Annotated in this window: 25 protein-coding genes; 8 read left to right on the plus strand and 17 right to left on the minus strand. The window is 72.3% G+C overall.

Annotation, left to right across the window (positions count from 1 at the left end):
* From Mco01_RS24465 to Mco01_RS24480, 4 genes are all read right to left on the minus strand, one after another.
* Nucleotides 1-1,314: a serine/threonine-protein kinase gene (locus tag Mco01_RS24465; protein WP_239103884.1), complete on the minus strand. Its 1,314-nt coding sequence runs from the start codon at nucleotides 1,312-1,314 to the stop codon at nucleotides 1-3.
* A gap of 31 nt (nucleotides 1,315-1,345) precedes the next feature.
* Nucleotides 1,346-2,587, minus strand: coding sequence for an amidohydrolase (locus Mco01_RS24470; RefSeq protein WP_204059245.1), 1,242 nt, complete (start codon nucleotides 2,585-2,587; stop codon nucleotides 1,346-1,348).
* Between the two features lie 253 nt (nucleotides 2,588-2,840).
* Nucleotides 2,841-4,013: a glutamate--cysteine ligase gene (locus Mco01_RS24475; protein WP_204059246.1), complete on the minus strand. Its 1,173-nt coding sequence runs from the start codon at nucleotides 4,011-4,013 to the stop codon at nucleotides 2,841-2,843.
* A gap of 36 nt (nucleotides 4,014-4,049) precedes the next feature.
* The gene (locus Mco01_RS24480) at nucleotides 4,050-4,250 is read right to left on the minus strand and encodes an SCO4848 family membrane protein (protein ID WP_239103885.1); all 201 of its coding nucleotides are present in this window, start codon (nucleotides 4,248-4,250) and stop codon (nucleotides 4,050-4,052) included.
* Between the two features lie 133 nt (nucleotides 4,251-4,383).
* On the opposite strand from Mco01_RS24480, the gene Mco01_RS24485 reads away from it, so the two are divergent.
* The gene (locus Mco01_RS24485) at nucleotides 4,384-5,610 is read left to right on the plus strand and encodes a D-alanyl-D-alanine carboxypeptidase family protein (RefSeq protein WP_204059248.1); all 1,227 of its coding nucleotides are present in this window, start codon (nucleotides 4,384-4,386) and stop codon (nucleotides 5,608-5,610) included.
* Between the two features lie 21 nt (nucleotides 5,611-5,631).
* Here Mco01_RS24485 and Mco01_RS24490 read toward each other — a convergent pair whose 3' ends face one another.
* From Mco01_RS24490 to Mco01_RS24500, 3 genes are all read right to left on the minus strand, one after another.
* A complete protein-coding gene (locus tag Mco01_RS24490; RefSeq protein ID WP_239103886.1) occupies nucleotides 5,632-6,573 on the minus strand; it encodes a YihY/virulence factor BrkB family protein in 942 nt (313 codons plus the stop codon).
* 119 nt (nucleotides 6,574-6,692) lie between these two features.
* On the minus strand, nucleotides 6,693-6,995 hold the full coding sequence (locus Mco01_RS24495) for a DUF2568 domain-containing protein (protein ID WP_204059250.1): 303 nt from the start codon (nucleotides 6,993-6,995) through the stop codon (nucleotides 6,693-6,695).
* 2 nt (nucleotides 6,996-6,997) lie between these two features.
* Entirely contained in the window at nucleotides 6,998-7,348 is a 351-nt protein-coding gene (locus tag Mco01_RS24500) for a hypothetical protein (protein WP_204059251.1), read from the minus strand.
* Between the two features lie 60 nt (nucleotides 7,349-7,408).
* On the opposite strand from Mco01_RS24500, the gene Mco01_RS24505 reads away from it, so the two are divergent.
* Complete coding sequence (locus Mco01_RS24505; protein ID WP_204059252.1) at nucleotides 7,409-7,843, plus strand: MarR family winged helix-turn-helix transcriptional regulator; 435 nt, start codon at nucleotides 7,409-7,411, stop codon at nucleotides 7,841-7,843.
* Nucleotides 7,844-7,961: 118 nt separating this feature from the next.
* On the plus strand, nucleotides 7,962-8,702 hold the full coding sequence (locus Mco01_RS24510; protein WP_204059253.1) for an SDR family NAD(P)-dependent oxidoreductase: 741 nt from the start codon (nucleotides 7,962-7,964) through the stop codon (nucleotides 8,700-8,702).
* A 102-nt stretch (nucleotides 8,703-8,804) separates the two neighbouring features.
* Here the strand turns inward: Mco01_RS24510 and trpS are convergent, their stop codons facing one another.
* Both trpS and Mco01_RS24520 read right to left on the minus strand, forming a co-directional pair.
* On the minus strand, nucleotides 8,805-9,818 hold the full coding sequence (trpS, locus tag Mco01_RS24515; RefSeq protein WP_204059254.1) for a tryptophan--tRNA ligase: 1,014 nt from the start codon (nucleotides 9,816-9,818) through the stop codon (nucleotides 8,805-8,807).
* Between the two features lie 43 nt (nucleotides 9,819-9,861).
* The gene (locus Mco01_RS24520; RefSeq protein ID WP_204059255.1) at nucleotides 9,862-11,181 is read right to left on the minus strand and encodes a hemolysin family protein; all 1,320 of its coding nucleotides are present in this window, start codon (nucleotides 11,179-11,181) and stop codon (nucleotides 9,862-9,864) included.
* A 217-nt stretch (nucleotides 11,182-11,398) separates the two neighbouring features.
* On the opposite strand from Mco01_RS24520, the gene galE reads away from it, so the two are divergent.
* A complete protein-coding gene (gene galE / locus Mco01_RS24525) occupies nucleotides 11,399-12,367 on the plus strand; it encodes a UDP-glucose 4-epimerase GalE (protein WP_204059256.1) in 969 nt (322 codons plus the stop codon).
* Nucleotides 12,368-12,490: 123 nt separating this feature from the next.
* Nucleotides 12,491-12,670 carry a hypothetical protein gene (locus tag Mco01_RS24530; RefSeq protein WP_204059257.1) on the plus strand — a complete coding sequence of 60 codons (180 nt, stop codon included), beginning with the start codon at nucleotides 12,491-12,493 and terminating at the stop codon, nucleotides 12,668-12,670.
* 5 nt (nucleotides 12,671-12,675) lie between these two features.
* Here the strand turns inward: Mco01_RS24530 and Mco01_RS24535 are convergent, their stop codons facing one another.
* Together Mco01_RS24535 and Mco01_RS24540 are read right to left on the minus strand one after the other, a co-directional pair.
* On the minus strand, nucleotides 12,676-13,440 hold the full coding sequence (locus Mco01_RS24535) for a DUF11 domain-containing protein (protein ID WP_204059258.1): 765 nt from the start codon (nucleotides 13,438-13,440) through the stop codon (nucleotides 12,676-12,678).
* A gap of 222 nt (nucleotides 13,441-13,662) precedes the next feature.
* On the minus strand, nucleotides 13,663-15,105 hold the full coding sequence (locus Mco01_RS24540) for an MDR family MFS transporter (protein WP_204059259.1): 1,443 nt from the start codon (nucleotides 15,103-15,105) through the stop codon (nucleotides 13,663-13,665).
* A 55-nt stretch (nucleotides 15,106-15,160) separates the two neighbouring features.
* Between Mco01_RS24540 and Mco01_RS24545 the strand changes: the two genes are divergently transcribed.
* The gene (locus Mco01_RS24545) at nucleotides 15,161-15,700 is read left to right on the plus strand and encodes a PadR family transcriptional regulator (RefSeq protein ID WP_204059260.1); all 540 of its coding nucleotides are present in this window, start codon (nucleotides 15,161-15,163) and stop codon (nucleotides 15,698-15,700) included.
* Nucleotide 15,701: 1 nt separating this feature from the next.
* Here Mco01_RS24545 and Mco01_RS24550 read toward each other — a convergent pair whose 3' ends face one another.
* The 4 genes from Mco01_RS24550 to Mco01_RS24565 all read right to left on the minus strand — a co-directional run bounded on the left by Mco01_RS24550 (nucleotide 15,702) and on the right by Mco01_RS24565 (nucleotide 20,692).
* Nucleotides 15,702-17,738, minus strand: coding sequence for a serine/threonine-protein kinase (locus Mco01_RS24550; RefSeq protein WP_204059261.1), 2,037 nt, complete (start codon nucleotides 17,736-17,738; stop codon nucleotides 15,702-15,704).
* 189 nt (nucleotides 17,739-17,927) lie between these two features.
* Nucleotides 17,928-19,145, minus strand: a complete 1,218-nt coding sequence (locus tag Mco01_RS24555; protein WP_204059262.1) for an NADP-dependent isocitrate dehydrogenase — start codon at nucleotides 19,143-19,145, stop codon at nucleotides 17,928-17,930.
* 94 nt (nucleotides 19,146-19,239) lie between these two features.
* Complete coding sequence (locus tag Mco01_RS24560; RefSeq protein ID WP_204059263.1) at nucleotides 19,240-19,524, minus strand: DUF3017 domain-containing protein; 285 nt, start codon at nucleotides 19,522-19,524, stop codon at nucleotides 19,240-19,242.
* Nucleotides 19,525-19,570: 46 nt separating this feature from the next.
* Nucleotides 19,571-20,692, minus strand: coding sequence for a citrate/2-methylcitrate synthase (locus Mco01_RS24565; RefSeq protein ID WP_204059264.1), 1,122 nt, complete (start codon nucleotides 20,690-20,692; stop codon nucleotides 19,571-19,573).
* Between the two features lie 181 nt (nucleotides 20,693-20,873).
* On the opposite strand from Mco01_RS24565, the gene Mco01_RS24570 reads away from it, so the two are divergent.
* The gene (locus Mco01_RS24570) at nucleotides 20,874-21,539 is read left to right on the plus strand and encodes an FHA domain-containing protein (RefSeq protein WP_204059265.1); all 666 of its coding nucleotides are present in this window, start codon (nucleotides 20,874-20,876) and stop codon (nucleotides 21,537-21,539) included.
* 217 nt (nucleotides 21,540-21,756) lie between these two features.
* Here the strand turns inward: Mco01_RS24570 and Mco01_RS24575 are convergent, their stop codons facing one another.
* Nucleotides 21,757-23,874, minus strand: coding sequence for a phosphatidylglycerol lysyltransferase domain-containing protein (locus Mco01_RS24575; protein ID WP_204059266.1), 2,118 nt, complete (start codon nucleotides 23,872-23,874; stop codon nucleotides 21,757-21,759).
* Between the two features lie 214 nt (nucleotides 23,875-24,088).
* Here Mco01_RS24575 and Mco01_RS24580 point away from each other — a divergent pair, with 214 nt between their 5' ends.
* The gene (locus Mco01_RS24580) at nucleotides 24,089-25,354 is read left to right on the plus strand and encodes an alpha/beta hydrolase (protein ID WP_204059267.1); all 1,266 of its coding nucleotides are present in this window, start codon (nucleotides 24,089-24,091) and stop codon (nucleotides 25,352-25,354) included.
* Nucleotides 25,355-25,366: 12 nt separating this feature from the next.
* On the opposite strand, the gene Mco01_RS24585 is transcribed toward Mco01_RS24580, so the two are convergent.
* Nucleotides 25,367-26,212, minus strand: coding sequence for a bifunctional methylenetetrahydrofolate dehydrogenase/methenyltetrahydrofolate cyclohydrolase (locus Mco01_RS24585; RefSeq protein ID WP_204059268.1), 846 nt, complete (start codon nucleotides 26,210-26,212; stop codon nucleotides 25,367-25,369).
* Nucleotides 26,213-26,221 lie beyond the last annotated feature (9 nt).

A 26,221-nucleotide genomic window follows, 5' to 3' on the forward strand; every position in this document is an offset into this window, starting at 1 on the left:
TCAGGACGTACGGGTGATCGTGCCCGAATAGCGCACCGCGTCCTCGCCCGCTCGCGACACCTCGATCGTGGCCCGGCGATCCCCCTGCGAAACGAGCGTCACCAGGCCGGGATAGCAGGACGCGCCGGTCACCTGGCCGAGGTCCAGCACCAGGCGACCGCCCGTCTCCGCGATCTCCCGCAACCGCCCGCGGCAGTGCAGGTCGGCGCCCCACCTCATGCTCCGGGGCTCGGACAGGCGCAGCTCCACCGGGAAGACGCGGCCGGCCGACGGGTAGCGGGCCACCCCGCTCCACGTCCCGTCGTAGGCCGCGGGCCGGGTGACGGCGTACAGGAGCGCGCCGAGGGCGGCCAGGACGGCGGCCCCCGCCACGAGCGCCGCCGGCCACCGGCGCCTCGTCCTGCGCCGCTCCTGTCCGGACGCGGGGAATCGTGTGCCGCCCGTGCCCCCGTCACCCGACGAGGTCTGCGCCGTCGCGACGTCGCCCCGGTGCACGGCGGGGCGGGCCGGCGGCCGGTCGGAGTGGTCGAGCAGGGCGCTCAGCACGTCCTCCGCCGCCGGGCGGTCGCCGGGCTCCCTCGCCAGGCACGCGACCACGATGTCCCGCAGCCGGCCGTCGAGCGGGCCGATGTCGGGCGTGCCGTACAGGATCCTGGCGAGCACGGCCGCGTAGCCGTCGGCGGTGAAGGCGTGCCGTCCGCTCGCCGCGAAGGCGACGGTGAGCGCCCAGCTGAACATGTCGGCCGGGGGCCCGGCGGGCTCCCCCCTGAGCTGCTCGGGAGCGAGGTAGGCGGGCGTCCCGACCGGCCCGCCCGCCGTCGGCGTGGCGTCGGCCAGCCGGGAGACGCCGAAGTCGACGACCCTCGGCCCGTCCGGCCCGAGCAGGACGTTGCTCGGCTTCACGTCCCGGTGGACCACGCCGGCCCGGTGGATCGCGGCCAGCGCGGTCGCCGTCCCGACGGCGATCCGGTCGAGGGCCCCTCCGCTGCGCGGGCCGTGCTCGGCGACGTGCTCCTGCAGGGAGACCCCGTCCACGTACTCGCTCACGATGTACGCCCGGTCGTCGTGGACGCCCGCGTCGAGCACCCTCGCGGTGCAGAACGGCGCGACGCGCCGTGCCGCCTCGACCTCCCGGTGGAACCTCCGGTCCTCGGCGTCCACCCGGGCGTGCAGCAGCTTCACCGCCACCGGCGGCCCGCCGGGGCCGTGGGCGAGGAAGACGACGCCCTGGCCGCCCGCGCCGAGGCGGCCGGTCAGGACGTAGCCGCCGAGGCGCTCGGGGTCCTCGGGGCGCAGCGGGGAGGTGCGGGGCACGCGTGTCCGGCCGGGGGGATCGGGGACGGCGTCAGCGCGCGCCGCCCCAGAGGGCGGTGAGCGCGGTGGTGGCCATGACCTTCACGCCGACGCCGATGGCCCGCTCGTCCACGTCGAACTCGGGCCGGTGGATGTCCACCTCGTCGATGGCGCCCGGCGCCCGGGTGCCCAGGCGGGCGAGCGCGCCGGGGACCGACTCGACGTACCAGGAGAAGTCCTCGCCGCCGAGGCTCTGCGGGGTGGGCACGGCGCCCCCCTCGCCGACGATCTGGGTGACGGCGTCGTGCAGCATCTGGATGCTGGTGGCCTCGTTCACGGTGGGCGGGGTGCCGCGCCGGTAGTCGAGCTCGGCGTCCACGCCGTACGCGCCCGCGACCGAGTCGAGCAGCGACTTGACCAGATCGGGAGCCTGGTGCCAGGCGTCCTCGTCGAGCGACCTGACCGTGCCCTGCGCCATGCCCACGTCGGGGATCGTGTTGAACGCCGAGCCCGCGGAGACCTGGCCCCACACGAGGCTCAGGCTGGACCGGGGGTCGACGCGGCGCGACAGGGCGGCCGGCAGCTCGGTGATGATCTTGCTGAGGGCGTACACGAGGTCGACCGTGAGGTGCGGGCGGGCCGTGTGGCCGCCGGGCCCGGCCACCCGGATGCGCAGGCTGTCGCATGAGCCGGTGATCGGGCCGGTGCGCAAGCCCACGTGGCCGACGTCGATGCGCGGGTCGCAGTGCAGCGCGAAGATGCGGTCGACGCCGTTCAGGCCGCCGTCCCGCATGACCTCCAGCGCGCCTCCGGCGACCTCCTCGGCCGGCTGGAAGATCAGCCGGACACGGCCGGGCAGCGCGCCCGCGTCGGCCTGGGTGGCGAGGAACAGCCCGGCCCCCAGGACGACGGCCGTGTGCACGTCGTGACCGCAGGCGTGGCAGGCGCCCGGGTTCGTCGACCGGTACGAGACGTCCTTCTCGTCCTCCATCGGCAGGGCGTCGATGTCGGCCCGCAGGGCGACCGTCGGGCCGTCGTCCCGGCCGAGGTCCACCCACATGCCCGTGCCCCGCGACAGCAGTCTCGGCGTTAGGCCCGCGTCCGTCAGACGCTCAGCGATCTTCTCGGTGGTTCGATGCTCGCTGAAGGCGATCTCCGGGTGCGCGTGCACGTCGCGCCGGAACTCGATCAGCTCATCGCCCCGCTCGCGAAGGAATTCCGCCAGCTGCCCGGCCAGGTCGTTCCCCCCTGGGGACGCCGCGTCCGGCGGTGCGAGCTTCGATGAGGTGGCCACGGTCGGTCGTTTCCCTCCTCCAGCGGACCGTCCTGCCGCGGTCCGATGGATGGTCAATATGGTCAGCTGAAAAGCAGTCACGACAAAAGATCAAAAGGGTCGTGCGGGCGCCGTCTCGCCACCACCGACCCTTCGTTCACAATCTTTCCATGCCGCGACCTTTCCAGGCGGCGGATTGCCCAGTATTTACACCGGCGACTGGACGTTGTCAGAAGTCGGCCTATATGACCGGACAAAACGGTAATTCGGGGGGTCAGGCCCCCGAACGTCCGGCCTCTCGATTGGGGTTCGAGGTCACGAACCTGTCCTCGGCGAGCTCGATCACGGTGGAGTCGACCACGTCCTGCAGGGTCCCCCCGCCCGCGAGGATCGCCCGCTGGCGCTCGGATGAGCTCCCCTGCTCCAGCACGTCGGTCACCACGGCGAGCTCCTCGGCACAGCCGAGCCGCTCGGCGACGGGTTCCAGTTCGCGCTGAAGCTCATACAATACGTCGCGCACGGGCGCGGTGGATCCATGGTCGTCGGTGATGACGTCCGCGTCGAGGCCGTACCGCGTGGCGCGCCACTTGTTGTCGCGCACCACCCAGGCCGCCGGATTGGGCAGCTTGTACCCTCTGTCGATCTGCTGGTCGAACTGCTGGACGAGGCTCTGGCACAGCGCGGCGACCATGCCGACCTCGCGCGGTGTCGGGATGCCGTCGAACATCCGGACCTCGATCGTGCCGAAGTCGGGGTGCGGGCGGATGTCCCACCACACCTCCTTGATGCTCTTGATGGTGCCCGCCCGCAGCAGCGTGTCCATGTACTCCTCGAACTCGCCCCAGTCCGCCAGCAGATGCGGCGGGCCGGCCGTGGGCAGCGCGCCGAACACGATCGCCCGGCTCGACGCGAGCCCGGTGTCCTGGCCGCCCCAGTAAGGGCTCGACGAGGTCAGCGCGAGAAAGTGCGGCAGGTAGGCGGCCAGGGCGTTCACGATCGGGATGACCTTGTCCCGGTCGCGCACCCCGACGTGGACGTGCACGCCGAACGTCTGGATCCGCCACGCCAGCCACTGCATCTCCTCGACCAGCTCGGTGTACCGCTGGACGGGCGCGTAGACCGCGTCCCGCCAGTCGCTGATCGCGTGGGTGCCCGTACAGGCCAGGGACATGCCGCGGGGCTCGACCACCTCGCGCAGCCTGCCGATGCTCTTCCTCAGGTCCTGGACGGCCTCGGCCACGGTGTGGCAGACGTCGGTCACGATCTCGATCTGGGACTGCATGAGCTCGTGCATGGCCTTGGGCCGCTGACTCTCGCTCAGATCAGGTACGGCGGCGAGCACGTCCTTGGCGTCCTGGCGGAGGAGGCGGGTGTGCCTGTCGATCAGCTGGAGCTCCCACTCGACTCCCAGCGTCGCGCCCCGCGAGGGCCTGAACTCGATCGCCACCACGTGCCTCCATCACATCGGAAAACCAGTGCCGGACTAAGCCCTACCCGCCTTCCACCCGCGCACGCCAACGGCGGCGAGGACCAGGGCGAGGATGATGTTGACGGCGATCAGCACCCCGTGGACGACGTAGAACGCCGTGGGGTGCCCGTCGGCCAGGTTGAAGCCGAGATTGATCCATTCAAAGATCATGAAAGCCGCGAGGGCCAGGAGAAAGACTGATACACGTCTCGTCATGTACACAGTATCGGCCGAGGTAGGGACGCGTGCTCCTGCGATCTTTGGGGGAAATGTCACCACATGCGTAAAGACTCACGGCTAGGCTGAGCGGCCTATGGGGAGGAAGCACGGGGCCCTGGGCGCCGCTCTGATGACATCGGGACTCATCACGACCGCGCTGCTCGGCGCGCCCCCCGCCGCGCAGGCACGCGGCCTTCCGGTCCTCTGGCGGGTGGAGGGCAACGGCGCCATCGGCGGCGACCGCCTCAGTGGGCACGGGATCATCGCGCCGGACGGGGTGCCCGCGCCTCCCAAGACCGAGGCCTCGGCGTTCGTGGTCGCCGACGCCGACACCGGGGCCGTCCTCGCGGCCAAGGACCCGCACGGGCACTACGCCCCCGCGAGCACCCTGAAGACCCTCACGGCCGTGACCCTGATCCCCAGGCTGGACAAGGACCTCAAGGTCAAGCCGAGCGAGAAGGCCTGCAACGTCGAGGGCAGCGCGGTCGGGATCGTCCCCGAGCCGATCTACAAGGTCGACGACCTCATGCGCGCCCTGCTCATGGTCTCCGGCAACGACGCCGCCGTCGCCCTCGCCGAAGCCAACGGCGGGATGCGCCGGACGATCGACGACATGAACGAGGAGGCCCGCAGCCTCCAGGCGTACGACACGGTGGCCAAGACGCCCCACGGCCTGGACGAGCCGGGCCAGCGCAGCTCGGCCTACGACCTGGCCCTGATCGCCCGGGCGGGGCTGAAGCTGCCCGCCTTCCGGGAGTACATCAGCACCAAGGTCGCGAAGTTCCCCGCGCCCAAGGACTACGGCAAGAAAAAGAAGAAGGCCGACCGCGACGGGCAGGACCAGGAAGGGCCGGACCGCGACGGGCAGAGCCGCGATGACGGCGACTCCCCCGCCCCGACGAAGTCGCCCCCCGCCTACTACGAGATGGCCAACCACAACAAGCTGCTCGGCACATACAAGGGCATGCTCGGCGTGAAGAACGGGTGGACGTCGAAGGCCCTCGGCAGCTTCGTGGGCGCGGCGAGGCGCGACGGCCACACGATCATCGTCGTGATCATGCATCACCCCGGCGGCTTCTGGGAGGAGGTCGCGCACCTGCTCGACTGGGGCTTCGCCGTGAGAGAGAAGGCGGCCCCCGTGGGCCAGCTGGTCGGCCCGGCGCCCTCGCCGACCCCCTCGTCGTCCGTCCTGGCCGTACGGCCCGCGACCTCGGCCTCGCCGTCCCCGGTGTCCGCGGCCGGCAAGCAGGGCGCGGCGCCGCGCGTGGCCACCCTCGTCCTGGGAGCCGGCCTGGCCGGCGGCCTCGCCGTGGTCGGGTACGGCGTGGTCCGCCGCAGGCGCCGCGCCGACGTCTGAGCCGAGGCGGAGGGCGGGCGGCTACGGCTCGGCGATGGCGGGGGACGGCACCGGCGTCGGCTCGGGCGGCGGTCCGAGCGTGGCGGTGGCCGTCCACGCGGCGGCGTAGAGGATCACCCGGGAGGACAGGTTGATCCACACGAGCAGGCCCACCACCACGGCGAACGTGCCGTAGACGGGGTTGCGGAGGGTCGCGGCGAGGATGAGCGTGGCGAGCTGCTTGAGCACGCCGAAGGCGACCGCCCCCAGCAGGGCGCCCTTGAGCACGACCCGGAACTCCTGGTGGGACTCTGCCAGCCAGCCGAGGACGATGAGGAACAGCAGCAGGTCGGCGACGAGGCTCGCGCCGATCCCGGTGAGCCAGACCGAGACGCCGGCGAGCGGGGAGTTCCCGAGGCCCAGCCATTCCGCCACCGTGCTCGTCGCCCCCGTGGCGAAGCCGCCCGCGACGACCGAGGCCAGCATCGTGACGCCCATCAGGACGAGCGCCACGAGGTCGCGCAGCTTGCCGAGGAAGTAGTTGAGGGGCGGCTCACAGGTCATCCAGGTCGTCCGCAGGGCGCCGCGCAGCGCGTCCATCGCGCCGAGCCCGGCGTAGAGCAGGCCCAGCAGGCCGATGACCCCGGCCCGCACCCGCACGCCGGCGAGCTGGTCGATGTGGAGCTGCTGCGCCAGCCCGGGGAGTTGGCTGTTGACGGCCTCGGTGATGACCTTCAGCGCGTCCGGGTAGACGGTCGTGACCAGCCAGAACGCCAGGGCCACGAGGGGGAAGAACGACAGGAACGCGAAGTAGGTGAACGCGCCCGCCAGCCGGTCGCCCGACTGAACCTGGTAGCGCTGGACGGTCCGCACGACGTGGTCGAACCACAGGAAGCGGATCCGCTCGCGCTCCAGCAGCACGCGGCCCCATGCCCGTACGGCGTCGACCCGCCGCGTGACCCGCTCGACCCACTCCGTCGCCACTGCCCACATCTACCCCGTACGGGCTGATCGACGCGCGAAAACGCCTGATCGAGGGGAGGATGCGGGGGCCTTCGCGCCGACCGCCGGCAGGTGGTGGATCCGGAGCCAGATCATCGGCCTTATGTGCCGGGGCGGCGATCGCGGGCCGCACCGTCGCCCGCCGCCGCCCTTGCCCGGGTACGGCGGGCGGCGACGAGGGCCGCCGCGCCGGCCGCGAACCAGGCGGCCTCGACCGCGACCTTGGCGGCTCCGGCCAGCGGATAGGTGGCCAGGGGTGCGCAGAACAGGCCCCAGACCGCGGCGAACAGGGCGATCCCGCCGATCGCCGCGCCCAGGCGGCGTGGCCAGGTGGAGCGGGCGAAGCCCCAGTAGCCGACACAGGCGTAGACGGCCATCTCCGCGGCGAACCAGATCAGATCCACGGTCAGCTCCACAGGACGGCGGCGAGCAGGTGGATGACGGCGAAGGCGCCCGCGCCGAGCGCCATGCCGGGGTTGCGGCGCAGGATGCCGAGCACCGAGTCGCCGAGCTGGGCGAGCCCGGAGACGACGAGCAGGGGGACCACCGCGACCGAGGGCCCCATGACGAGCACGAACGCGGTGACGAGCCCCAGCGGGAGCGCTCGCGCGGCGTACGCCCTGGTGTAGAAGCGCACGGCGGCGGTGGTCTCCTCGTCAGGCCTGAGCCCGAGGCCCGGCCTGATGACGCCCGCCACGCTGGACCCCGCCGCACCGAGGGAGGCGAGGACGTTGAGGACGACGAGTACCGTGTCCATCGATTCTCCTTAAGAATCATTCATACTCTGAATTAATATCCGGACTGTATCATTCACGTCATGAACGATGTCAAGCAGACGATCGCCTTCCGGCTGGGCACGCTCGGCGCGGTCATGCAGGACCGCTTCGCGTCCAAAATCGAGACCTACGACCTGAAGCCGAAACACGTGGGCCTCATGGCCGCGCTCAAGGGCGGGACGGCCGCCGCCTCTCAGCAGGACCTGGCCGCCCGCCTCGGGGTCGCACCCAGCCTGGTCGTCGCCCTCGCGGATCATCTGGAGCACCTGGGCGCCGTCGAGCGTGTGCGCGACCCCGGCGACCGCCGCCGCCAGACGCTGACCCTGACCGAGCACGGCGCCGCGCTCCTGGCCAGGTGCGCCGCCGCCGCCGGCGAGCTCGACGACGAGATCACCGCGTCGCTGGCGGCATCCGAGCGGACGGCCCTGCGCGACACCCTCGGCCGCCTCGCCGCCGGTGTGGGGCTCCCCTCCTGAGCGCCACGGCGAACCGTGCCGGTCGAGCACCCGGCGAGGTCGCCTGGATCAACAGGACGGGAACGCCACGTCCGACCGCCGCCAGACCCGGACGTGCCCGGATGACCATGCTGGACGCATGAACGAACTGAAGGACAAGGTCGCACTGGTCACGGGCGGCGGCAGGGGAATCGGGGCGGCCATCGCCCGGCGCCTGGCCGAGCAGGGGGCGGATGTGGCGCTGACCTACGAGCAGGCCGCCGGCCGCGCTTCGGCGGTCGCCGGCGAGATCGAGGACATGGGGCGCCGCTCGCTGGCCGTCCACGCCGACAGCGGTGACGCGGCGGCGGTCACGGCGGCGGTGGACCAGGTCGCCGAGGTGTTCGGCCGGCTGGACATCGTGGTCAACAACGCGGGCGCGTTCATGGTCGGCCCGGTGGCGGACCTCGGTGCGGCGGAGCTCGACCGCACCCTCGCCGTCAACGTCCGCGCCCCGTACCTGGCGTCGCGGGCCGCCGTCCGCCACATGGGCGGCGGTGGGCGGATCATCAGCATCGGCAGCAACATGGCCGAGCGGGTCCCCTTCGGCGGGATGACGCTGTACGCGCTGAGCAAGACCGCTCTGGTGGGCATGACGAAGGGGCTGGCCCGCGAGCTCGGGGCGCGCGGCATCACGGTCAACCTGGTCCATCCCGGGCCCACCGACACCGACGCCAATCCCGCCGACAGACCCGGCGCCGAGGCGATCCGCGGGTTGACCGCCCTGGGCCGCTACGCCACGCCGTCGGAGATCGCCGCTGTGGTCGCGTTCCTGGCCGGCGAGGACGGCCGGTACGTCACCGGAGCCGTCGTCAACGCCGACGGCGGGTTCACCGTGTGAGCACACGGCGATCGCGAGTGAGATCGCCGAGGCCGCCCGGCCACCGCACGGACCGCACGCGAGCCGCGAAAGACGGCCCGGTGCCGGGCGGTCAGCGGGGCGTCAGTCGACGGGGCCGCCGTGGAGGAGGCCGATCCGGTCGCGGACCCGGGCCATCGTCTGCCGGGCCACCCGGCGGGCCCGGTCGGCGCCCGCGGCCAGCAGCCGGTCGAGCTCGGCCTCGTCGGCCAGCAGCTTCTCGGTCCGCTCGCGGATCGGGGCGAACGTCTCGGTCACGGCCTCGGCGACCTCCTTCTTGAAGGCGCCGTAGCCCTGCCCCGCGAAGCGGGCCTCGAGCTCGGGGATCGGCACGCCCGACAGCGCCGAGTGGATGCGCAGGAGGTTGGTGACGCCGGGCTTGTTCTCCTCGTCGGCGACGACCTCGGAGCCGGTGTCGGTGACCGCGCGCATGATCTTCTTGCGCAGCGCGCCGGGCTCCTCCAGCACGTCGATGATGCCCTGCGGGCTGGACGACGACTTCGACATCTTGGCCGTCGGGTCCTGGAGGTCGCCGATCTTCTCGACCTCCTTGAGGATGTACGGGTTGGGCACCTTGAACGTCTGGCCGTACCGGTTGTTGAACCGCTGCGCGAGGTCGCGGCTGAGCTCCAGGTGCTGCTTCTGGTCGACGCCCACCGGCACCTGGTCGGCCTGGTAGATCAGGATGTCGGCCGCCTGGAGGATCGGGTAGGTGAACAGGCCGACGCTCGCCGCGCTCTCGCCGTACCTGGCGGACTTGTCCTTGAACTGCGTCATCCGCCCGGCCTCGCCCATGCCGGTCTGGCAGATCAGGATCCAGGCCAGCTCGCTGTGCTCCCGGACGTGGCTCTGCGCGAAGACGGCCGACCGCTCCGGGTCGAGGCCGGCGGCGAACAGCTGGGCCGCCGCGACGCGGGTGCGCCGGCGCAGCTCCTCCGGCTTGGGGGTCACGGTCAGCGCGTGGAGGTCGGCGATGAAGTAGAACGCCTCGTGGGTCTCCTGGAGCGCGACGTACTGCCGCACCGCGCCGAGGTAGTTCCCCAGGTGGAACGAGTCGGCGGTGGGCTGGATGCCGGAGAGAACGCGAGGACGATCCATGACATGTAATTCTGTCAGGAGTTCCCGCGTGCCTGCGACAGGCTCACTCCTCGCCCTCCGGCGCGTCGCCCTCGGCGGGAGCGGAGGCCGTACGGGTGACCCGGACCCGGGCGACCCGGCGGCCGTCCATCTCCGTCACCGTGAGCTTCACGCCGGGCGCCTCGGCCGTGTCCCCCCGCTGCGGGAGGTGCCCGAGAGCGGCCATGACGTAGCCGCCCAGCGTCTCGTACGGCCCGTCGGGCAGGCGGACCCCGGTCTGCGCGGCGAACTCGTCGAGGTTCACCAGGCCCTCGATCTCCATGTCGCCGGCGATCAGGCGGACGGCCTCGCCGTCGTCGTCGTACTCGTCGCGGATGTCGCCGATGAGCTCCTCGACCAGGTCCTCCAGGGTGACGATGCCGGAGGTGCCGCCGTACTCGTCGACGACGATCGCCAGGTGGTGGCCCTCGTCGCGCATCTCGGCCAGCGTCACCAGCACCCGTTTGCTCGCCGGGACGAGCTTGACGGGCCGGATCGGGACCAGCTCGCTGATCGGCTCCACCCGGCCGGTGAGGACCGGGTCGAGCAGGTCGCGCACGTGCACGAAGCCGATGATGTCGTCGTAGGAGTCGCGGTAGACGGGGAAACGGGAGTGCGGCATGGCCGCGGCAAGCACGGCCGCCTCGGCGAGCGGGGTGTCCGCGGCCATGAACTCGACCTCGGTCCTGGGCAGCAGCACCTCCCTGAGCTGGCGCTTTCCTGCGGCGAACACCTCGGCGATCACGTCGCGCTCGTCCTGGGTGAGGTCCTTGTGCCCCACCACGATGTCGCGCAGCTCCTCGGTCGTCATGGCGGCCCGGTCGGCCGACGGGTTGCCGCCGAGGAGGCGCACGATCCCGTTGGTCGACTTCGACAGCAGCCAGATCACCGGCCGCGACAGCGTCGCGATGCGGTCGAGCAGCGGCGCGACCATCAGCGACAGGCTCTCCGCCCGCTGCCGCCCGAGCCGCTTGGGCGCGAGCTCGCCGAGCACCAGCGTCACGTACGAGATCGCGAGCGTGACGGTCACGAACGCGACGGCGCCGGCCGCGTTCGGGTCGAGGCCCCACCGCTGCAGGAGCGGGGCGAGCCGCCCGGCCAGCGTGTCGGCGCCGAGCGCGGCCGACAGCACGGTGGCCACGGTGACGCCGACCTGGATGGACGAGAGGAACCGGTTGGGGTCGCGGGCGAGCTTCTGCACCCGCGCACCGCGGCGCCCCTCCCCGCTCAGCCGCCGGATCTGGCTCTCCCGCAGGGACACCATGGCCATCTCGGCGGCGGCGAAGAAGCCGCATATCAGGATGAATATCAGGACCAGGGCGATGGTCACGGCGACGTTGCTCACGTCTCGAGTCCGTTCCGGGTGGGTGGAGCATGTCGGCTGGGCGTCGCAACCCCGGACCGCCGCGTACGCGGGTCACGTGGCGCGGTCGCGTGCGGTGGCGTGCGCTCGCGGGCCGCCGAGCTTGCGATGCTGCTGGCATTTAACCCGCTCCTCAAGGGAAGCGCGTAAGCTGGGCGGTATACTGACAATATCAAACATATTCCAACAGGAGTGAACAGTGAAGCTGCTGGTTACTGGTGGAGCCGGCTATGTGGGCAGTGTCGTCGCCGCCCAGCTCGTCGAGGAGGGGCACGAGGTCACTGTGCTGGACGACCTGTCCACCGGGCACGAGGACGCGGTCCCCGATGGCGCCCGGTTCGTCCGGGGCTCGATCACCGACGCGGGCGGGGTGCTGCGGGACGGTGTGGACGCCGTGCTGCACTTCGCGGCCAGGTCGCTGGTGGGCGAGTCGGTCGAGAAGCCGGGGCTCTACTGGTCGCACAACCTCGGCGGCACGCTCGCCCTGCTGGAGGCGATGCGCCAGGCCGGCGTCGGGCGGATCGTCTTCTCCTCCACCGCCGCCACGTACGGCGAGCCCGAGCGCACCCCGATCCAGGAGACCGACCCGACCCGTCCCGGCAACCCGTACGGCGCCTCGAAGCTGGCCGTCGACACGGCGCTGACCGCCTTCGCCGGGCTGTACGGCCTGGCCGCCGTGAGCCTGCGCTACTTCAACGTCGCCGGCGCGTACGGCCGCTACCGCGAGCGCCACGCCGTCGAGACCCACCTGATCCCGAACGTCCTCAAGGTGGCCCTGGGAGAGCGGGAGTCGGTGAGCGTGTTCGGCACCGACTACCCGACGCCGGACGGCACCTGCGTGCGCGACTACATCCACGTCGCCGACCTGGCCAGGGCCCACCTGCTCGCGCTTGACGCGTGCGCCGAGGGCGTCCACCGGATCTACAACCTCGGCAGCGGCAGCGGCTTCTCCGTGAAGGAGGTCCTCGACGTCTGCCGGGAGGTCACCGGGCACCCCATCCCGGCCGAGGTGGGCCCCCGCCGTCCCGGAGACCCGGCCGTCCTCGTCGCCTCGTCGGAGAAGATCAAGCGGGAGCTCGGCTGGAAGCCGGACCACACGGCGCTGCACACGATCGTCGCCGACGCCTGGGCGGGATGCCAAAAGCCGGAATCCGAGCGCGGATTGTGATGGGATCATCCCTATGCGTGTGGTTCCGCCGGCGGAGGCGCGCGACCGGCTGAGCCGGTTCGCGCGGCGCGGCCCCGCGAGCCGCGCCCCCCGACGACCACCGGCAGGCGATGAGGTGAGGTCATGAGAGCGCTTCCCCCGACGGCCGCCCGGACGGGCCTGGCCGCCGTCATCCTCGTGGGCAGTGCTCTGGCCGCAGCCGCGGTGATGTTCGCCACCCAGCCCGGCACCGCCCGCGCCGTCCCCGAGCACCTGTCGGCCAGCGCCGCGCCGTTCTGCCCGGCCGGGCCCGCCGGGCGCTGACGCCGTCAGGTCCGGTGCGGGGTCACGGCGGACGGCGCGGCGGCTCGGCGGAGGGCGAGGCGCATCCGCGCCTGGTTGTTCTCCGGACGGCGGTCGCCGAAGCGGCGGGAGTAGACCGTGGCCATGGTCGCGACGGCGTGCGAGGCGCGGGACGGCACCCGGAAGACCAGCTTGAGCAGGCCGCTCGACCCCGACCTGATGGGCGGCATCGCGCACCCGACGATGGCCCGCGCCGCCCGGCAGCGCGCCCCTGAGGCCGACACGAGCCGGGCCTCACGGGGCTGGACGTACACGAAGGCGTCCCGCACGACCCGGGGCCCCCGGTTGCGCACCTCCGCCCGGACGGCGAACCAGTGGCCCGGCCGGGTGAAGCGGGTCGAGGAACGGAACCGCACGGCCAGGTCGGCGCCGTCGTCCACCCTGGTCACCACGTCGGCCGTGTTGTCGTCCTGGTGGCCGTCCACCACCTCGGACGACAGCGACGCCTGAGCCCGCAGCGGCCCGTGGGCGCCGGGGCGGACGACGCCGGTGATGGTCATCCCGCCCGAGCCGCCGGGCAGGACGTCGCGCCTCGACCGGCACACGATCTCGCTGTAGCCGCGGCCGGGGTCGCACTCGGCGACGTCGACGTTGACGACCTGGAAGTCGCGGGGCAGCCGCACCCGCAGGACGGGCAGGACCGCGTCCCCCGGGCCCTTGTTGTGCACGCTGACGCGGTAGGTGAGCGGCTGCCCGGGCTGGGCCACCCGCGGCGACGCCGAGATCCCCACCGAGAGGTCCGCCGCTCCCCACTGATCCGACGCGACCGCCGGTTGCGCCGGATGTCCCGCTCCGGCGACGAAAACGCAGACCAAACCAGTGACGACCCTACGACCCATGCGGCTCCCCCGAACGCTCGAGATCAATTCAACCGTGCCCGGCGGGCGGGGGATCGGGCGACACGCCGCGTCCCGCCGGGCAATGGAGCCGCTCACGCCCCTCCTGCGACGAGGTCAGGCGGCGATCAGGTCGGGCTCGGCCGCGGGCCGCCGGAGCAGCGCCCGCCCGGACGGCAGCAGGGCGAGCGCGACGAGGGCGACCACCGCCCCCACGACGCCGAGCCACGGGATGACGGTGGCCGTCGCGGCGGCGTGCGCCGCGGGCAGGCCGTGCAGCGGCGCCTCGCGGGAGACCACCGCGCCGTAGGCCGTGCCGGCCGTGGCCAGGGCCACCGATCCGCCGATCTGCCGGAAGAACGTGAGGTTCGCGCTGGCGGTGCCGACATACCGCGGCGGGACCGACGACTGGATGGCGACGGTCAGCCCGGACAGCATCGGGCCCATGCCGAGGCCGATCAGCGCCATCCACAGGGTGAGGGCGAGGGTGGAGGTGCCGACCGCGAGCCCGGCGCACAGCAGCGTGCCGGCGACGAGCAGGAACGGCGCGGCGACCAGCCACGGCTTGTAGCGGCCGGTGCGGGAGATGAGCGCCCCGGTGATCACGCTGCCGGCGACCATCGCCAGCATCAGTGGATAGATGTGCAGCCCGGACGAGGTCGCGCTCAGGCTGTGGGCCTCCTGGAAGTAGCGGGGCAGGAAGACCACCCCGGCGTACATGCAGAACGCGGTGAAGAACGAGGCCACGTTGACCAGCGTGTACGTGCGGTTGGCGAACAGGTGCAGCGGCACGATCGGCTGCCCGGCCCGCCGTTCGACGGCCACGAAGACGGCGAGCAGGACGAGCGCGGCGGCGATGGGGCCGAGGACCGGCCCGCTCGTCCAGGTGTGGCCGTCGAGCCCCTTCTCGGTCAGGCCGACGAGCAGCGCGCTGACGGCCGCGCTGAAGACCGCGATGCCGAGGTAGTCGGGGCGGGCCGCCCGGCCGTCCCCGCCCTCCTCGCCCCGCCGGTACGGCAGCCGCAGCCAGATGATCGCCACCAGCACGACGCCGATCGGGACGTTGACGTAGAACGCCCAGCGCCAGCTCGCGTGGTCGGTGAACAGGCCGCCGAGGAACGGCCCGGCGATGTAGCTGAGCCCCATCACCCCGCCGAGCGCGCCCTGCACCCGGCCGCTGCGCTCCGGCGGGAACAGGTCGATCACCAGCGCCAGTGACAGCGGCAGCAGCGCGCCCGCGCCGAGCCCCTGCAGCCCCCGGAAGGCGATCAGCTGCCCCATGTCCTGGGCCGCGCCCGACAGGGCCGACCCGGCGAGGAAGACCACCACGCCGATCAGCAGCAGGGGCTTGCGGCCGTGCACGTCGGACAGGCGGCCGTACAGGGGGACGGTCACCGTCGAGGTCAACAGGTAGGCCGTGACCACCCAGGTGTACAGGCCCGAGCCGCCGAGCTCGGCCGTGATCCGCGGCAGCGCCGTGCCCACGATCGTCTGGTCGAGCATCGCGAGGAACATGCCGCCCAGCACGGCCAGGAGCAGGAGTCCATTGGAGGATTTCATATGTCAAAGCTGACATGTAAGTTTTGACATGTCAAGGGAGAGGTATAGTGGGCGCATGTCGCTGCGGATCGCGCTGCTGGGCCTCCTCGCCGCCTCCGGGCCGGCGAGCGGGTACGACCTGGCGAAGAAGTTCGAGACGTCGGTCGCGCACGTGTGGCAGGCGGGGCACAGCCAGATCTATCCGGAGCTCGCGAAGCTGACGGCCGACGGCCTCGTGGCCGTCGAGGCCGAGGGCCCGCGCGGCCGGAAGATCTACACGATCACGCCGGAGGGCGACGCGGAGCTGCGCCGCTGGCTGATGGAGCACACGCCGTCGACCACGCTGCGCAGCGAGAGCGCCCTGCAGGCCTTCCTCGTGCCGCTCCTCGACCCCCGCGACGGCGTGGCCGTCCTGCGCCGCATCAAGAAGGAGGTGGAGGGCCGGCTCGCCGAGCTGGAGGCCCTCCGGGCCGCCAAGAACGCGGCGGACGCGCGCTCGCCGGGCGAGCCGCCGAACCGGTTCGGGGCGTACGCGCTTGACCTCGGCATCCGCCAGAGCCGGGCGGCGCTCGAATGGGCCGAGGACGCGATGGCCGACCTCGAACGCGCCACGTGACCTAACGGCAGGCGAGCGGCGGCGGGAGGTCCCTGTCGGGTTTGAAGTCCACCTCGCTGAAGTGCTTGTCCAGCAGGTCGTCGATCGTGCCGTCCCGGTACATCTGGGCGATGGCCCGGCGGACGGCCTCGCAGGTCCGCACGTCCCCGCGGGGCAGGCCGACCGCGTAGCGCTGGTCGGTCAGCCGCAGGCCCGGCACCGCCATCCGCAGGCCCGCCACCCGGTCGGCGAACCCCGCGACGATGATGTCGTCCCCGGGGACCGCCTCGACCTCGCCGGCGACGAGTTTGTCCATGCACTGCGCGTAGTTCTCCGCCGGGATCGCCCGCACGGTGACGGCGTCCTGGATGAGCTTGACCGAGCGGCTGCCCTGTGGCGCGCACATCCGCCGCCCGGCCAGGTCCTCCAGCTTCCTGATGGGCGCGTTCTTGACCGTGAGCACGTCGGTGTGGGCCGTGTAGTACGGCCCGGCGAAGGTGACGTCGTCCTGCTTGTTGTCGTCGTAGGAGTACGTGGCCACCACCATGTCCACGACGCCGTCCGCGAGCGACGACACCCGCTCGCCGATGCCGATCCGGCGGAAGGTGATCCCGTCCGCGGGGACGCCCAGCCGGCGGGCGATGTAGCCGGCCACGTCCACGTCGAAGCCGCTGAAGCCCTTGCCCGACACCAGCCCCACGCCGGGGAGGTCGCCCTTGACCCCGATGGTGAGCCGGTGGGTCCGGGCGGCCTTCTCCAGGACGGAGCCGAAGGCCGTGCTCGGCGTCGCACTCGGCGCCGTACTCGGGTCCGTGCCCGGCGCCGGCGAGGGAGCGGCCGTGGGCGAAGGACCGGTGACCCGGGGTGTCACGGCGCCGCCGCCGAACCGGGAGAAGGCGAGCGCCCCTCCCCCGGCCGCCAGCGCGACGACCGTGGTGAGGACGGCCAGCCAGCGGCGCCGGCGCGGGGAACGCGCGCGTCCCCCTTCGCCGGGCGCGGGCGGCCGGGTCGCCTCCGCCTCCGCCGGGCCGCGCCGGTCCGGCGGCTCCCCGCCCCGGGAGTCGCCGGGGCCGGGCGCGCCGCCGGGCGGGGTGCTCCCCGGCGGGTCGGCGTGGCCGGGCGAGACCGTGGAGTGGCGGGAACCGGACGCGGGGCCCGTCGGGGGGCCGGTCGGCGGGTCCGCCGGGCCGGTCGGGGCGGCGGCGTGGGCGGCGCCCTCGGAGAGCACCACGGTCGACGCGTCGCCCGAGCCGGGACGGCCGAGCAGCCGCAGCAGGATCTGGTCGGCCGTCGGCCGGGCCTCCGGCGCCTTGCTGAGGCACGCCCGCACGACGCCCCTGAGCGGCTCCGGCAGCGCCGCGACGTCGATCTCGTGGTTGAGGATCCGGTTCAGCACGGCCGCGATCGACTCGCCGCCGAAGACGGCCTCACCGGTCGCGGCGTACGCGATGGTCGAGGCCCAGGCGAACACGTCGGCGGGCGGCCCGACCGTCCCGCCGGAGATCTGCTCCGGCGCCATGTACGCCGGGGTGCCGATGGCCCGGCTCGTGATCGTGGCCGTCGAGTCGATGATGCGGGCGATGCCGAAGTCCACGACCCTGGGGCCGTCGAGGGCGATCAGCACGTTGTCGGGCTTGAAGTCCCGGTGGACGATCCCGGCCTGGTGGATCGCGGTGAGCGCGGTGGCCGTGCCGACGGCCAGGCGCTCCAGCGCCGCGCCGGCCAGCGGGCCCGAGCCGTCGACCCGCTCCCGCAGCGACTGCCCCTCGATGTACTCGCTCGCGATGTACGGCGTGTCGCCCTCCAGGTCGGCGGCGACGACCCTGGCCGTGCAGAAGCTCGCCACCCGCTGGGCCGCCCGCAGCTCCCTGGCGAAGCGGGACCTCGCGATGGCGTCCCCGCTGAACTTCACGTGCAGCAGCTTGACCGCGGCCGGCCGGCCCTCCTCGTCCCGTCCCAGGTAGACCACGCCCTGGCCGCCCTCGCCGATGCGGCCGGACAGCGTGAAGGGGCCGAGCCGGGGCGGATCCCCCGGCCGGAGCGGCGAGATCTGCGGCATCCAGCGTTCCCCACGATTCGGCAAAGTACCGGCCAGCAGAACTTTACGACCCCGCCCGTGCCGTTCCGGTCAGCCGAGACCACGCCGTGACGTCCCGGAGCGAACCGGGCACACGAAAAGGGGCCGCGCGGAGGCGGCCCCTTCGGTTCCGGCGGTCGTCGCGACCGTCGTACGGCACTGGTCCGGCTCTCAGACCGCCATCTTCTTCTTGAGGTTCTCGTCGAGAGCCGCGAGGAAGTCCTGCGTGGTCAGCCACTCGGCGTCGCCGCCGACCAGGAGCGCGAGGTCCTTGGTCATCTGGCCGCCCTCGACCGTCTCGATGCAGACCTGCTCCAGCTTCTGCGCGAAGTCGACGACCTCGGGCTGGTTGTCGAGCTTGCCGCGGTGCTGCAGGCCACGGGTCCACGCGAAGATCGAGGCGATCGGGTTCGTGGAGGTGGGCTTGCCCTGCTGGTGCTGACGGTAGTGCCGGGTCACCGTGCCGTGGGCGGCCTCGGCCTCGACCGTCTGGCCGTCGGGGGTCATCAGCACGCTGGTCATGAGGCCGAGCGAGCCGAAGCCCTGGGCGACGGTGTCCGACTGCACGTCGCCGTCGTAGTTCTTCGCGGCCCAGACGTAGCCGCCCTCCCACTTCAGGGCGGCGGCGACCATGTCGTCGATCAGCCGGTGCTCGTAGGTGAGCCCGGCGGCCTCGAAGTCGGCCTTGAACTCGGTCTCGTAGACCTCGGCGAAGATGTCCTTGAACCGGCCGTCGTACGCCTTGAGGATCGTGTTCTTGGTCGACAGGTAGACCGGGTAGCCGCGGCTGAGGCCGTACCGCATGGAGGCGCGGGCGAAGTCGCGGATCGACTCGTCGAGGTTGTACATCGCCAGCGCGACGCCGCTGCCCGGGAAGTCGAACACGTTGAGCTCGATCGGCTCGCCGCCGTCCTTCGGGGTGAAGGTCATCGTCAGCGTGCCCTCGCCCGGCACCTTGAGGTCCGTGGCGCGGTACTGGTCGCCGAACGCGTGACGGCCGACGACGATCGGCTTGGTCCAGCCGGGCACGAGCCGCGGCACGTTCGACATGATGATCGGCTCACGGAAGATCACACCGCCGAGGATGTTGCGGATCGTCCCGTTGGGGGACTTCCACATCTTCTTGAGGCCGAACTCCTCGACGCGCGCCTCGTCCGGGGTGATGGTGGCGCACTTCACGCCGACGCCGTACTGCTTGATCGCGTTGGCCGCGTCGATGGTGACCTGGTCGTCCGTCGCGTCACGGTGCTCGATGCCGAGGTCGTAGTACTTCAGGTCGACGTCGAGGTAGGGCAGGATCAGCTGGTCCTTGATGAACTGCCAGATGATCCGGGTCATCTCGTCGCCGTCGAGCTCGACGACCGGGCCCGCTACCTTGATCTTGGGCATGCGTGGGGTTCCCCTTCTGAACTAACTGGCCAGACAGTCCTTTTTGAGGCTCACTGGCCGTTGAGGCTATCGGACGGGCGTGCCGCGCCCGTGACTAGGTGTTGTGCAGGGGCAACAGCAGGAGGAGCGAGCCGAGCACCAGGAGGGCGCCCAGGCCGCCGAGGACGAGGGCGTCCATCCCCCGGCTGCGGACCGCGAGCGCGCCGGCCCGCGCGTCCGCCGCCCTCAGCCTGACGAGGGCGCCGACGACGAGGGCGCAGCCCATGATCGTGGCCCCGGCCGGCGGCGGGGCCCCGAGCGCGATCGCGCACAGCCCGACGACCGCACCCGCCGCCACCAGCAGGTACGGTCCCCATGCCGTCTTCTCCGTCGTTTTCACATTCTCGTCCCGCCGGCCGTTCCCGCCGGGCGCCGCCGCGCCGCGGTCACCGCTCGTCGACGGGCACCCACTTCTGGTCGCGCTCGCCGATGTACTCGCTGTCCGGGCGGATCAGGCGGTTGTCGGCGTGCTGCTCGATGACGTGCGCCGTCCACCCCGACATCCGGCTGACCGAGAACACCGGGGTGAACAGGTCGGTCGGGATGCCGAGGTAGTGGTAGACGGTCGCGGCGTAGAAGTCCACGTTCGGGTACAGGCCCTTCTCCGCGAACACGACCTCCTCCATCTCCCGCGACATGCGGTAGAAGGTGTCGTCGCCGGAGGCCTCGCCGAGCTCCTGCGACATACGCCGCAGGTGCGTCGCGCGCGGGTCCTCCGTCTTGTAGACCCGGTGCCCGAAGCCCATGATCTTCTCGCCGGCCGCCAGTCTGTCCCGCACGGCCTGCGCCACGCCGTTCGGGTCCAGCGCTTCCAGCGTACGCATGACCTGCTCGTTCGCACCCCCATGGAGGGGGCCCTTGAGCGTGCCGATCGCGGCGACGATGGCCGAGTGCATGTCCGACAGCGTGGCGGCGCAGACGCGCGCGGCGAACGTCGAGGCGTTCATCGTGTGGTCGGCGTGGAGCACCAGGCAGGTGTCGAAGATCTCGATCTCGCGCCGGGACGGCGCGCGGCCGGTGATCTGCAGCAGGAAGTTCGCCGCGATGCTCAGCTCGGGATCGGGGTCCGGGACGGCGGAGCCGGTCCGTGCCGCGTGGTAGCGGGCGACCAGGATGGGCTGCTGCGCCGTGAGCCGCGCGGCCTTGCGCCGGTTGGCGTCCGGGGCGTTGGAGTCCTTGTCCGGGTCGTCGGCGCCGGCCAGGGAGACGAGCGTGCGCAGGGCCTCCATGGGCTCCTGCTTCTCGGCGATCTCGGGGATGTTGCTCTCGACGAGCGCGCCGAGGCTGCGGCCTCGCACCAGTTCGGCGCCGTACTCGGCCAGCTGCGCGCGATCGGGCAGCGTGCCGTGCTGGAGCAGGTGGGCGGTCTCTTCGAAGGTGGTGCGGCCGGCCAGGTCGTGGATGTCGTAGCCACGATAGAAGAGCCGACCGGCCTTGCCGTCGATGTCGCTCAGCGCTGTGGACGCGGCGACGACATCGGCGAGGCCTTTGGTGGGCTTGTCCGCCATAAGTGTTTCCTCCACTTATCTACGCCCGAAGTCTACCCGTGAGCAGGTAAAGCGCTCCGCAAAGGTCCAGACCAATTTCAGGAAGGATTCTGCTTATGGCAAAGGCGATTCCCCATCGCCACGTGTGGGTAAGCCGGACGTGTAGCGAAAGTAACGGCGGGCTACCTGGGGAGGAACTGCCGTGGAGGGGCCGTTCATTCGGATCGAGGACAGCGGCGAGGTCGTGCCGCTGCGCCCCGATGTCACCACGATCGGTCGTGGCCGAGGCGTGGACATCCGGCTGACGGATCCGAGCGTGTCACGGCTGCACGCCGAATTCGTCCGTAGAGGGCCCTACCTGTACGTCGTGGACCTGGGCCTGTCCCGCAACGGCACCCGCGTGAACGGCAGGCCGATCGCCAGGAGGGTGCTGGACGACGGCGACGTCGTCTCCTTCGGAGCCGCCCGGGCGAGGGTGGGCGGGATCCCCCGCGAGGACTTCACCCCCGAGGTCGAGCTGCGCCGGGCCGCCGCGCCCGAGCTCACCCGCCGCGAGGTCGACGTGCTGACCTCGCTGTGCCGGCCCGCCCTGTCCGACGAGGCCTTCGTGGCCCCGGCCACGGCCCGGGAGATCGCCGACGACCTCGTCGTCACCGAGGCGGCGGTCAAGCAGCACCTGCTGCGGCTGTACCAGAAGTTCCGGATCCCCGAGGGGACCAACCGCCGCACCCGGCTCGCCAACGAGGTCGTCGCCCTCGGCCTCGTGCGTCCGACCCCGGTGGTGCCTCCGCAGCGGGCGACGGGTCCGGCCGAGCCCGAGCAGCCGCAGGCCCAGCCCCGCACGCCCGCGGGGCGCCGCGCGTCCTGACGCTCACGTCACGCGGCGGTGAGCGCGCGCTGACCCGGTGCTCGGGGCCGTCCGCGGCGCGGTCCGCGGCGCCCGGATCCGGCGCGGTCGAGCCCGCGGCTCACCTGTCCGGCGCGGTCCTCGTGGCCCGGATCTCCGTGCGCGGTCGAGCCCGCGGCTCACCTGTCCGGCGCGGTCTCCGGCGGCGCGGATCTCCGTGCGCGGTCGAGCCCGCGGCTCACCTGTCCGGCGCGGTCTCCGGCGGCGCGCCGTGATCCGGATGCTCTCCGTCGGCCACCTCCGCGTCGCGGACCGGTACGCCCGGTGCGCCGGCCGGGTCGGCGGCTTCGCGGTCGCCGGCGTCACCCACACCGCCGCGAAGGCCGTCGAGCTCGCCCGGCGGCTGCGGGCCCACGCGCGCCTCCACCGCCGCCTTGGCGGCGGCTCGCCGCCGGGCCCGGCGGAGGTCGACCGCGCCGTGCGGACGCTTCACAAGGGGGACCGGCTCGACGCCGCCGTCCGGAAGGGAGTGGACGACCGGGTCACCGTGGGGCCCGGGTACGGCACCGTCGGCCGGCCCGAGCACCTCCGCCGCCGCCCGGCGCCGCCGCAGCAGCGCGCCGCAGCGGCGCAGGAAGCCCGGGCGCGGCAGGCCCAGCGTGAGGAACGCCTCCGCCTGGAGCGCCGAGACGCCGATGCGCGGCAGGTCCCTGGCGGTCGGGTACACGAGGAACCGCGGCTCCCAGTACGGCCGGAACTTGGCGTTGAACTTGTACAGCGACTCGATCTGGAACCACCGCGACAGGAACACGAGGACGCCGCGCCAGGCGCGCAGCACCGGCCCCGCGCCCAGCCGCTCGCCCCTGGCGAGGGTGGAGCGGAACATGGCGAAGTTGAGCGAGACCCGCCGCACCCCGAACTCGGGCGCCGCCTGGAGCGCCTTGACGATCAGGAGCTCGTTGAGGCCCGGGTCGGCCTGCCGGTCCCGGCGCATGAGGTCGAGCGAGATCCCGTCCGGCCCCCAGGGGACGAAGTGCAGGATCGCGCGGATGTCGCCGCCCGGCGCCGAGCCCTCCTCGCACTCCTTGTGCGCGGTAGCCACCAGGCAGTCGCCGTCCGCGGGGTCGCCGAACCGGCCCAGCGCCATCGAGAAGCCGCGCTCGGTCTCCGTCCCCCGCCAGAAGTCGGCGGCGCCGCGGATGCGCTCCGTCTCGGCCTCGGTGAGGTCGCCCACCCGCCGTACGCGGCAGGTGTAGCCGAGCCGCTCGACCCGGTTGACCATCTGCCGGACGTTGCGCATGGCCCGGCCTTCCAGCGTGAAGTCGGCCACCTCGACGATGGCCTCGTCGCCGAGTTCCAGGGCGTCGAGGCCGCCCTCGCGGGTCCAGACCTCGCCGCCGGTCTCGCTGCACCCGATGACCGCCGGCACCCAGGCGTGCCTCCCCGCCTCGTCCAGGAACCGGCGGATGGCCCCCGGCCACGCCTCGACGTCGCCGACCGGGTCGCCGCTGGCCAGCATCACCCCGGCGACCACGCGGTAGCCGATGGCGGCCTTCCCTGTCGGGGAGAAGATCACGCTCTTGTCGCGGCGCAGGGCGAAGTAGCCGAGGGAGTCCTGGCAGCCGTACCGGCCGATGAGGGCGCGCAGCCGCTCCTCGTCGCCGGGCGTGAGCGCGGCGGCCGGTCGCTCGGGGCGCAGCACGAGGTAGATCGTCGTGACGGCGGTGAGCGCGCCGAGCCCCGCCAGCGAGAAGTACACGAGGTCGCCGGAGCGCTCGGAGGTGAAGGTGACCGGCCCTTCGAGGCCGAACAGCCCGAGGACGACGTGCTGCAACTGGTCGCTCAGGCCGGGCCTGCCGATCTCCGTACGGGCCCGCGAGGCCACCAGCGTCCACCCGATCAGCAGGTCGAAGGCGCCGAGGGCGAGGAACATCCCCAGGGCGCGCCAGCGCGACCGGGGGTCGGACAGCGCGTAGAACTCTCGCCGGTTGGCCACGAGGACCGCGAACAGCCCCAGGCTGACGGCCGCGGCGATGGGGTGCCGATGGAGCGCCTCGACCGCGGCGCCCACGGGCAGCAGCACGACCACGGCGCGCCACGCCCGCACCTTCCTCCGGCGGAGGGCGTGGGCCAGCATGATGAGCAGGATGCCGACGAGCAGCGTGGCGGACTCCGCCAGGGTGGTGACGCTGCCGGGCAGGACGCTCGCGATCTCGCTGATCCGGCTCTCCCGGAAATGCGGGACCACGGCTTTGACAATGTCGAGAATACCGATCAGCAGCGCCGCGGTTCCCGCCGCCGCGGGTACCCACGGCCGGGAGACGGCGCCCCGCGGAATGCGTGTCTGACGGCTCACGGAACGACACACTAAATGGTGAAAATGGCGCCGGGGAGGGCCCTTCGACAAGCTTAACCCTGCCCTTACCTGCGGAGAGTACCTTTGCATGGGCCGGCGGTCCGGGGGACGTCAGGGAGAGTCAGGAGTGGACCTCACAGCGACAAAAGTTCAGGCGCTTTTCGCCGTAATCGCCATAGCGGCCTTCGCCGCGACTGTGTGGTTGTGGCCGAGATTGAGCCGTCCGACCGTCGGCGCGATCGCCGCGCGAATCGGCGTGCTCCTGCTGGATCAGGTTCTTCTGCTGACCGCGATAGGCGTCGTGATCAATGCGTACTTCGGGTTCTACGGCTCGTGGGGCGATCTGTTCGGCACGGACGACACCGCCGCCCCGCCGATCACCATGGGCGGCGCGATCGTGGCGGCCGGCCCGTCGTCCCCGATCCGCGTGCTCGGCAGCAAGCCGGTCTTCGTCGACAAGCCGAGGCCGGGCACGAAGGGCGGCCGGATCGAGCAGGTCGTGATCAAGGGCGCCCGGACGGGGATCAGCTCGCCCGCCTACGTCTACCTGCCGCCGCAGTACTTCGACAAGAAGTACGCCACCCGGCGGTTCCCGGTGATCCTCGCGCTGACCGGGTACCCGGGGGACGCGCTCAACCTGATCACCCGGCTCGACCTGCCGTCCATCGCGGCCGAGTCGATCCTCGCCCACCAGATCCCACCGACGATCATGGTGCTGATGCGTCCCACCGTGGTGCCGCCGCGCGACACCGAGTGCCAGGACGTGCCGGGAGGGCCGCAGGCGGAGACGTTCTTCACCGCTGACCTGCGGCAGGCGATGGAGGCCGGGTTCCGGGTGGGCACGGAGGCCGCCAACTGGGGCGTGCTCGGCGGCTCGACCGGCGGATACTGCGCGCTGAAGATGAGCATGCGCCACCCCGAGGCGTTCTCGGCGGCCGTGTCGCTGTCCGGGTACTTCCACGCCCTCGTCGACATGACGACCGGCGACCTGTTCGGCGGCAGCAGTGCCCTGCAGAACGAGAACGACCTCATGTGGCGGCTGGCCCACCTGCCCAGCCCGCCGATCTCCGTCCTGGTGACCACCAGCAGGCACGGCGAGGCCGACTACGCGAGCACCGAGAAGTTCCTGGCCGCCGTGAAGCCGCCGATGCAGGCGGCGTCGCTGATCCTGCCGAGCGGGGGCCACAACTTCGCCACCTGGGAGCGGGAGCTGCCGCAGGCCCTGCCGTGGCTCGCCCAGCAGTTGCACGCCCCGCCCCAGGTCACGGCGCCGAATGCGGCAGCCGCCGCCGCGCGTCCCAGCCCGACGGCCGGCGCGCACCCGCAGGCGACCATCGCCGCCGCGCCTCCGAAGCCCACGGCCACCCCGCACCCGCGCCCGACGGCCGGCACGCACACGCACCGGACCGTCGCCGCGGCGCGCGCCCGCCGTACCGCACATGCCGGCCGTCACACGGCCCGCAGGCGGCACAAGAAGTAAGAGCCGGACGGGTCAGCGGCGCTCGGCGGCCTCGACGACGTTGGCCAGCAGCATCGCCCGCGTCATCGGCCCGACCCCGCCCGGGTTGGGGGCCACGAACCCCGCCACCTCGCGGACGTCGGGGGCGACGTCCCCGGCCAGCTTGCCGTCCACCCGGGAGACCCCAACGTCGAGCACGGCGGCGCCGGGCTTGACCATGTCGGCCGTCACCAGGTTGGGCACGCCCGCCGCGGCGACCACGATGTCGGCCCGGCGCACGTGGGACGCGAGATCCTGCGTCCCGGTGTGGCACAGCGTCACTGTGGCGTTCTCGGAGCGGCGGGTGAGCAGCAGGCCCAGCGGGCGGCCCACCGTGATGCCCCGCCCGATCACGACGACCTCGGCGCCCTTGATCGGCACGCCGTACTCCTGCAGGAGGACCACGATGCCGTGCGGCGTGCAGGGCAGGGGGGCGTCGACCATGTGCACGAGCCTGCCGAGGTTGACCGGGTGCAGCCCGTCGGCGTCCTTGCCCGGGTCGACCCGCTCGATCAGCGCCTGGGTGTCGAGGTGGCCGGGCAGCGGAAGCTGGATCAGGTAGCCGGTGCACGCCGGATCGGCGTTGAGCTCGTCGACCGCGGCCTCGACGTCGGCCTGCGTCGCGTCGCCGGGAAGATCCTTGCGGATCGAGGCGATGCCCACCTCGGCGCAGTCCCGGTGCTTGCCGGCGACGTAGATCTGGCTGCCCGGGTCGTCGCCGACCAGGACCGTGCCCAGACCGGGGGTGATCCCCCTGGCGGACAGCGCCTTGACGCGCTCCGCCAGCTCTGCCTTGATCTTCGCCGCGGTCGCCTTGCCGTCGAGAATCTGCGCGCTCATGGCTCCCAA

It is taken from the genome of Microbispora corallina, from assembly GCF_016863035.1.
GTDB lineage: Bacteria > Actinomycetota > Actinomycetes > Streptosporangiales > Streptosporangiaceae > Microbispora > Microbispora corallina.

What these genes read in the sequence shown, in the direction of transcription:
- Mco01_RS24480 (WP_239103885.1), bottom strand. Translation starts at nt 4,250, where the DNA reads ATGACGAGACGTGTATCAGTCTTTCTCCTGGCCCTCGCGGCTTTCATG.
- Mco01_RS24485 (WP_204059248.1), top strand. Translation starts at nt 4,384, where the DNA reads ATGACATCGGGACTCATCACGACCGCGCTGCTCGGCGCGCCCCCCGCC.
- Mco01_RS24500 (WP_204059251.1), bottom strand. Translation starts at nt 7,348, where the DNA reads ATGGACACGGTACTCGTCGTCCTCAACGTCCTCGCCTCCCTCGGTGCG.
- Mco01_RS24505 (WP_204059252.1), top strand. Translation starts at nt 7,409, where the DNA reads ATGAACGATGTCAAGCAGACGATCGCCTTCCGGCTGGGCACGCTCGGC.
- Mco01_RS24510 (WP_204059253.1), top strand. Translation starts at nt 7,962, where the DNA reads ATGAACGAACTGAAGGACAAGGTCGCACTGGTCACGGGCGGCGGCAGG.
- trpS (WP_204059254.1), bottom strand. Translation starts at nt 9,818, where the DNA reads ATGGATCGTCCTCGCGTTCTCTCCGGCATCCAGCCCACCGCCGACTCG.
- Mco01_RS24530 (WP_204059257.1), top strand. Translation starts at nt 12,491, where the DNA reads ATGAGAGCGCTTCCCCCGACGGCCGCCCGGACGGGCCTGGCCGCCGTC.
- Mco01_RS24540 (WP_204059259.1), bottom strand. Translation starts at nt 15,105, where the DNA reads ATGAAATCCTCCAATGGACTCCTGCTCCTGGCCGTGCTGGGCGGCATG.
- Mco01_RS24545 (WP_204059260.1), top strand. Translation starts at nt 15,161, where the DNA reads ATGTCGCTGCGGATCGCGCTGCTGGGCCTCCTCGCCGCCTCCGGGCCG.
- Mco01_RS24550 (WP_204059261.1), bottom strand. Translation starts at nt 17,738, where the DNA reads ATGCCGCAGATCTCGCCGCTCCGGCCGGGGGATCCGCCCCGGCTCGGC.
- Mco01_RS24555 (WP_204059262.1), bottom strand. Translation starts at nt 19,145, where the DNA reads ATGCCCAAGATCAAGGTAGCGGGCCCGGTCGTCGAGCTCGACGGCGAC.
- Mco01_RS24565 (WP_204059264.1), bottom strand. Translation starts at nt 20,692, where the DNA reads ATGGCGGACAAGCCCACCAAAGGCCTCGCCGATGTCGTCGCCGCGTCC.
- Mco01_RS24585 (WP_204059268.1), bottom strand. Translation starts at nt 26,212, where the DNA reads ATGAGCGCGCAGATTCTCGACGGCAAGGCGACCGCGGCGAAGATCAAG.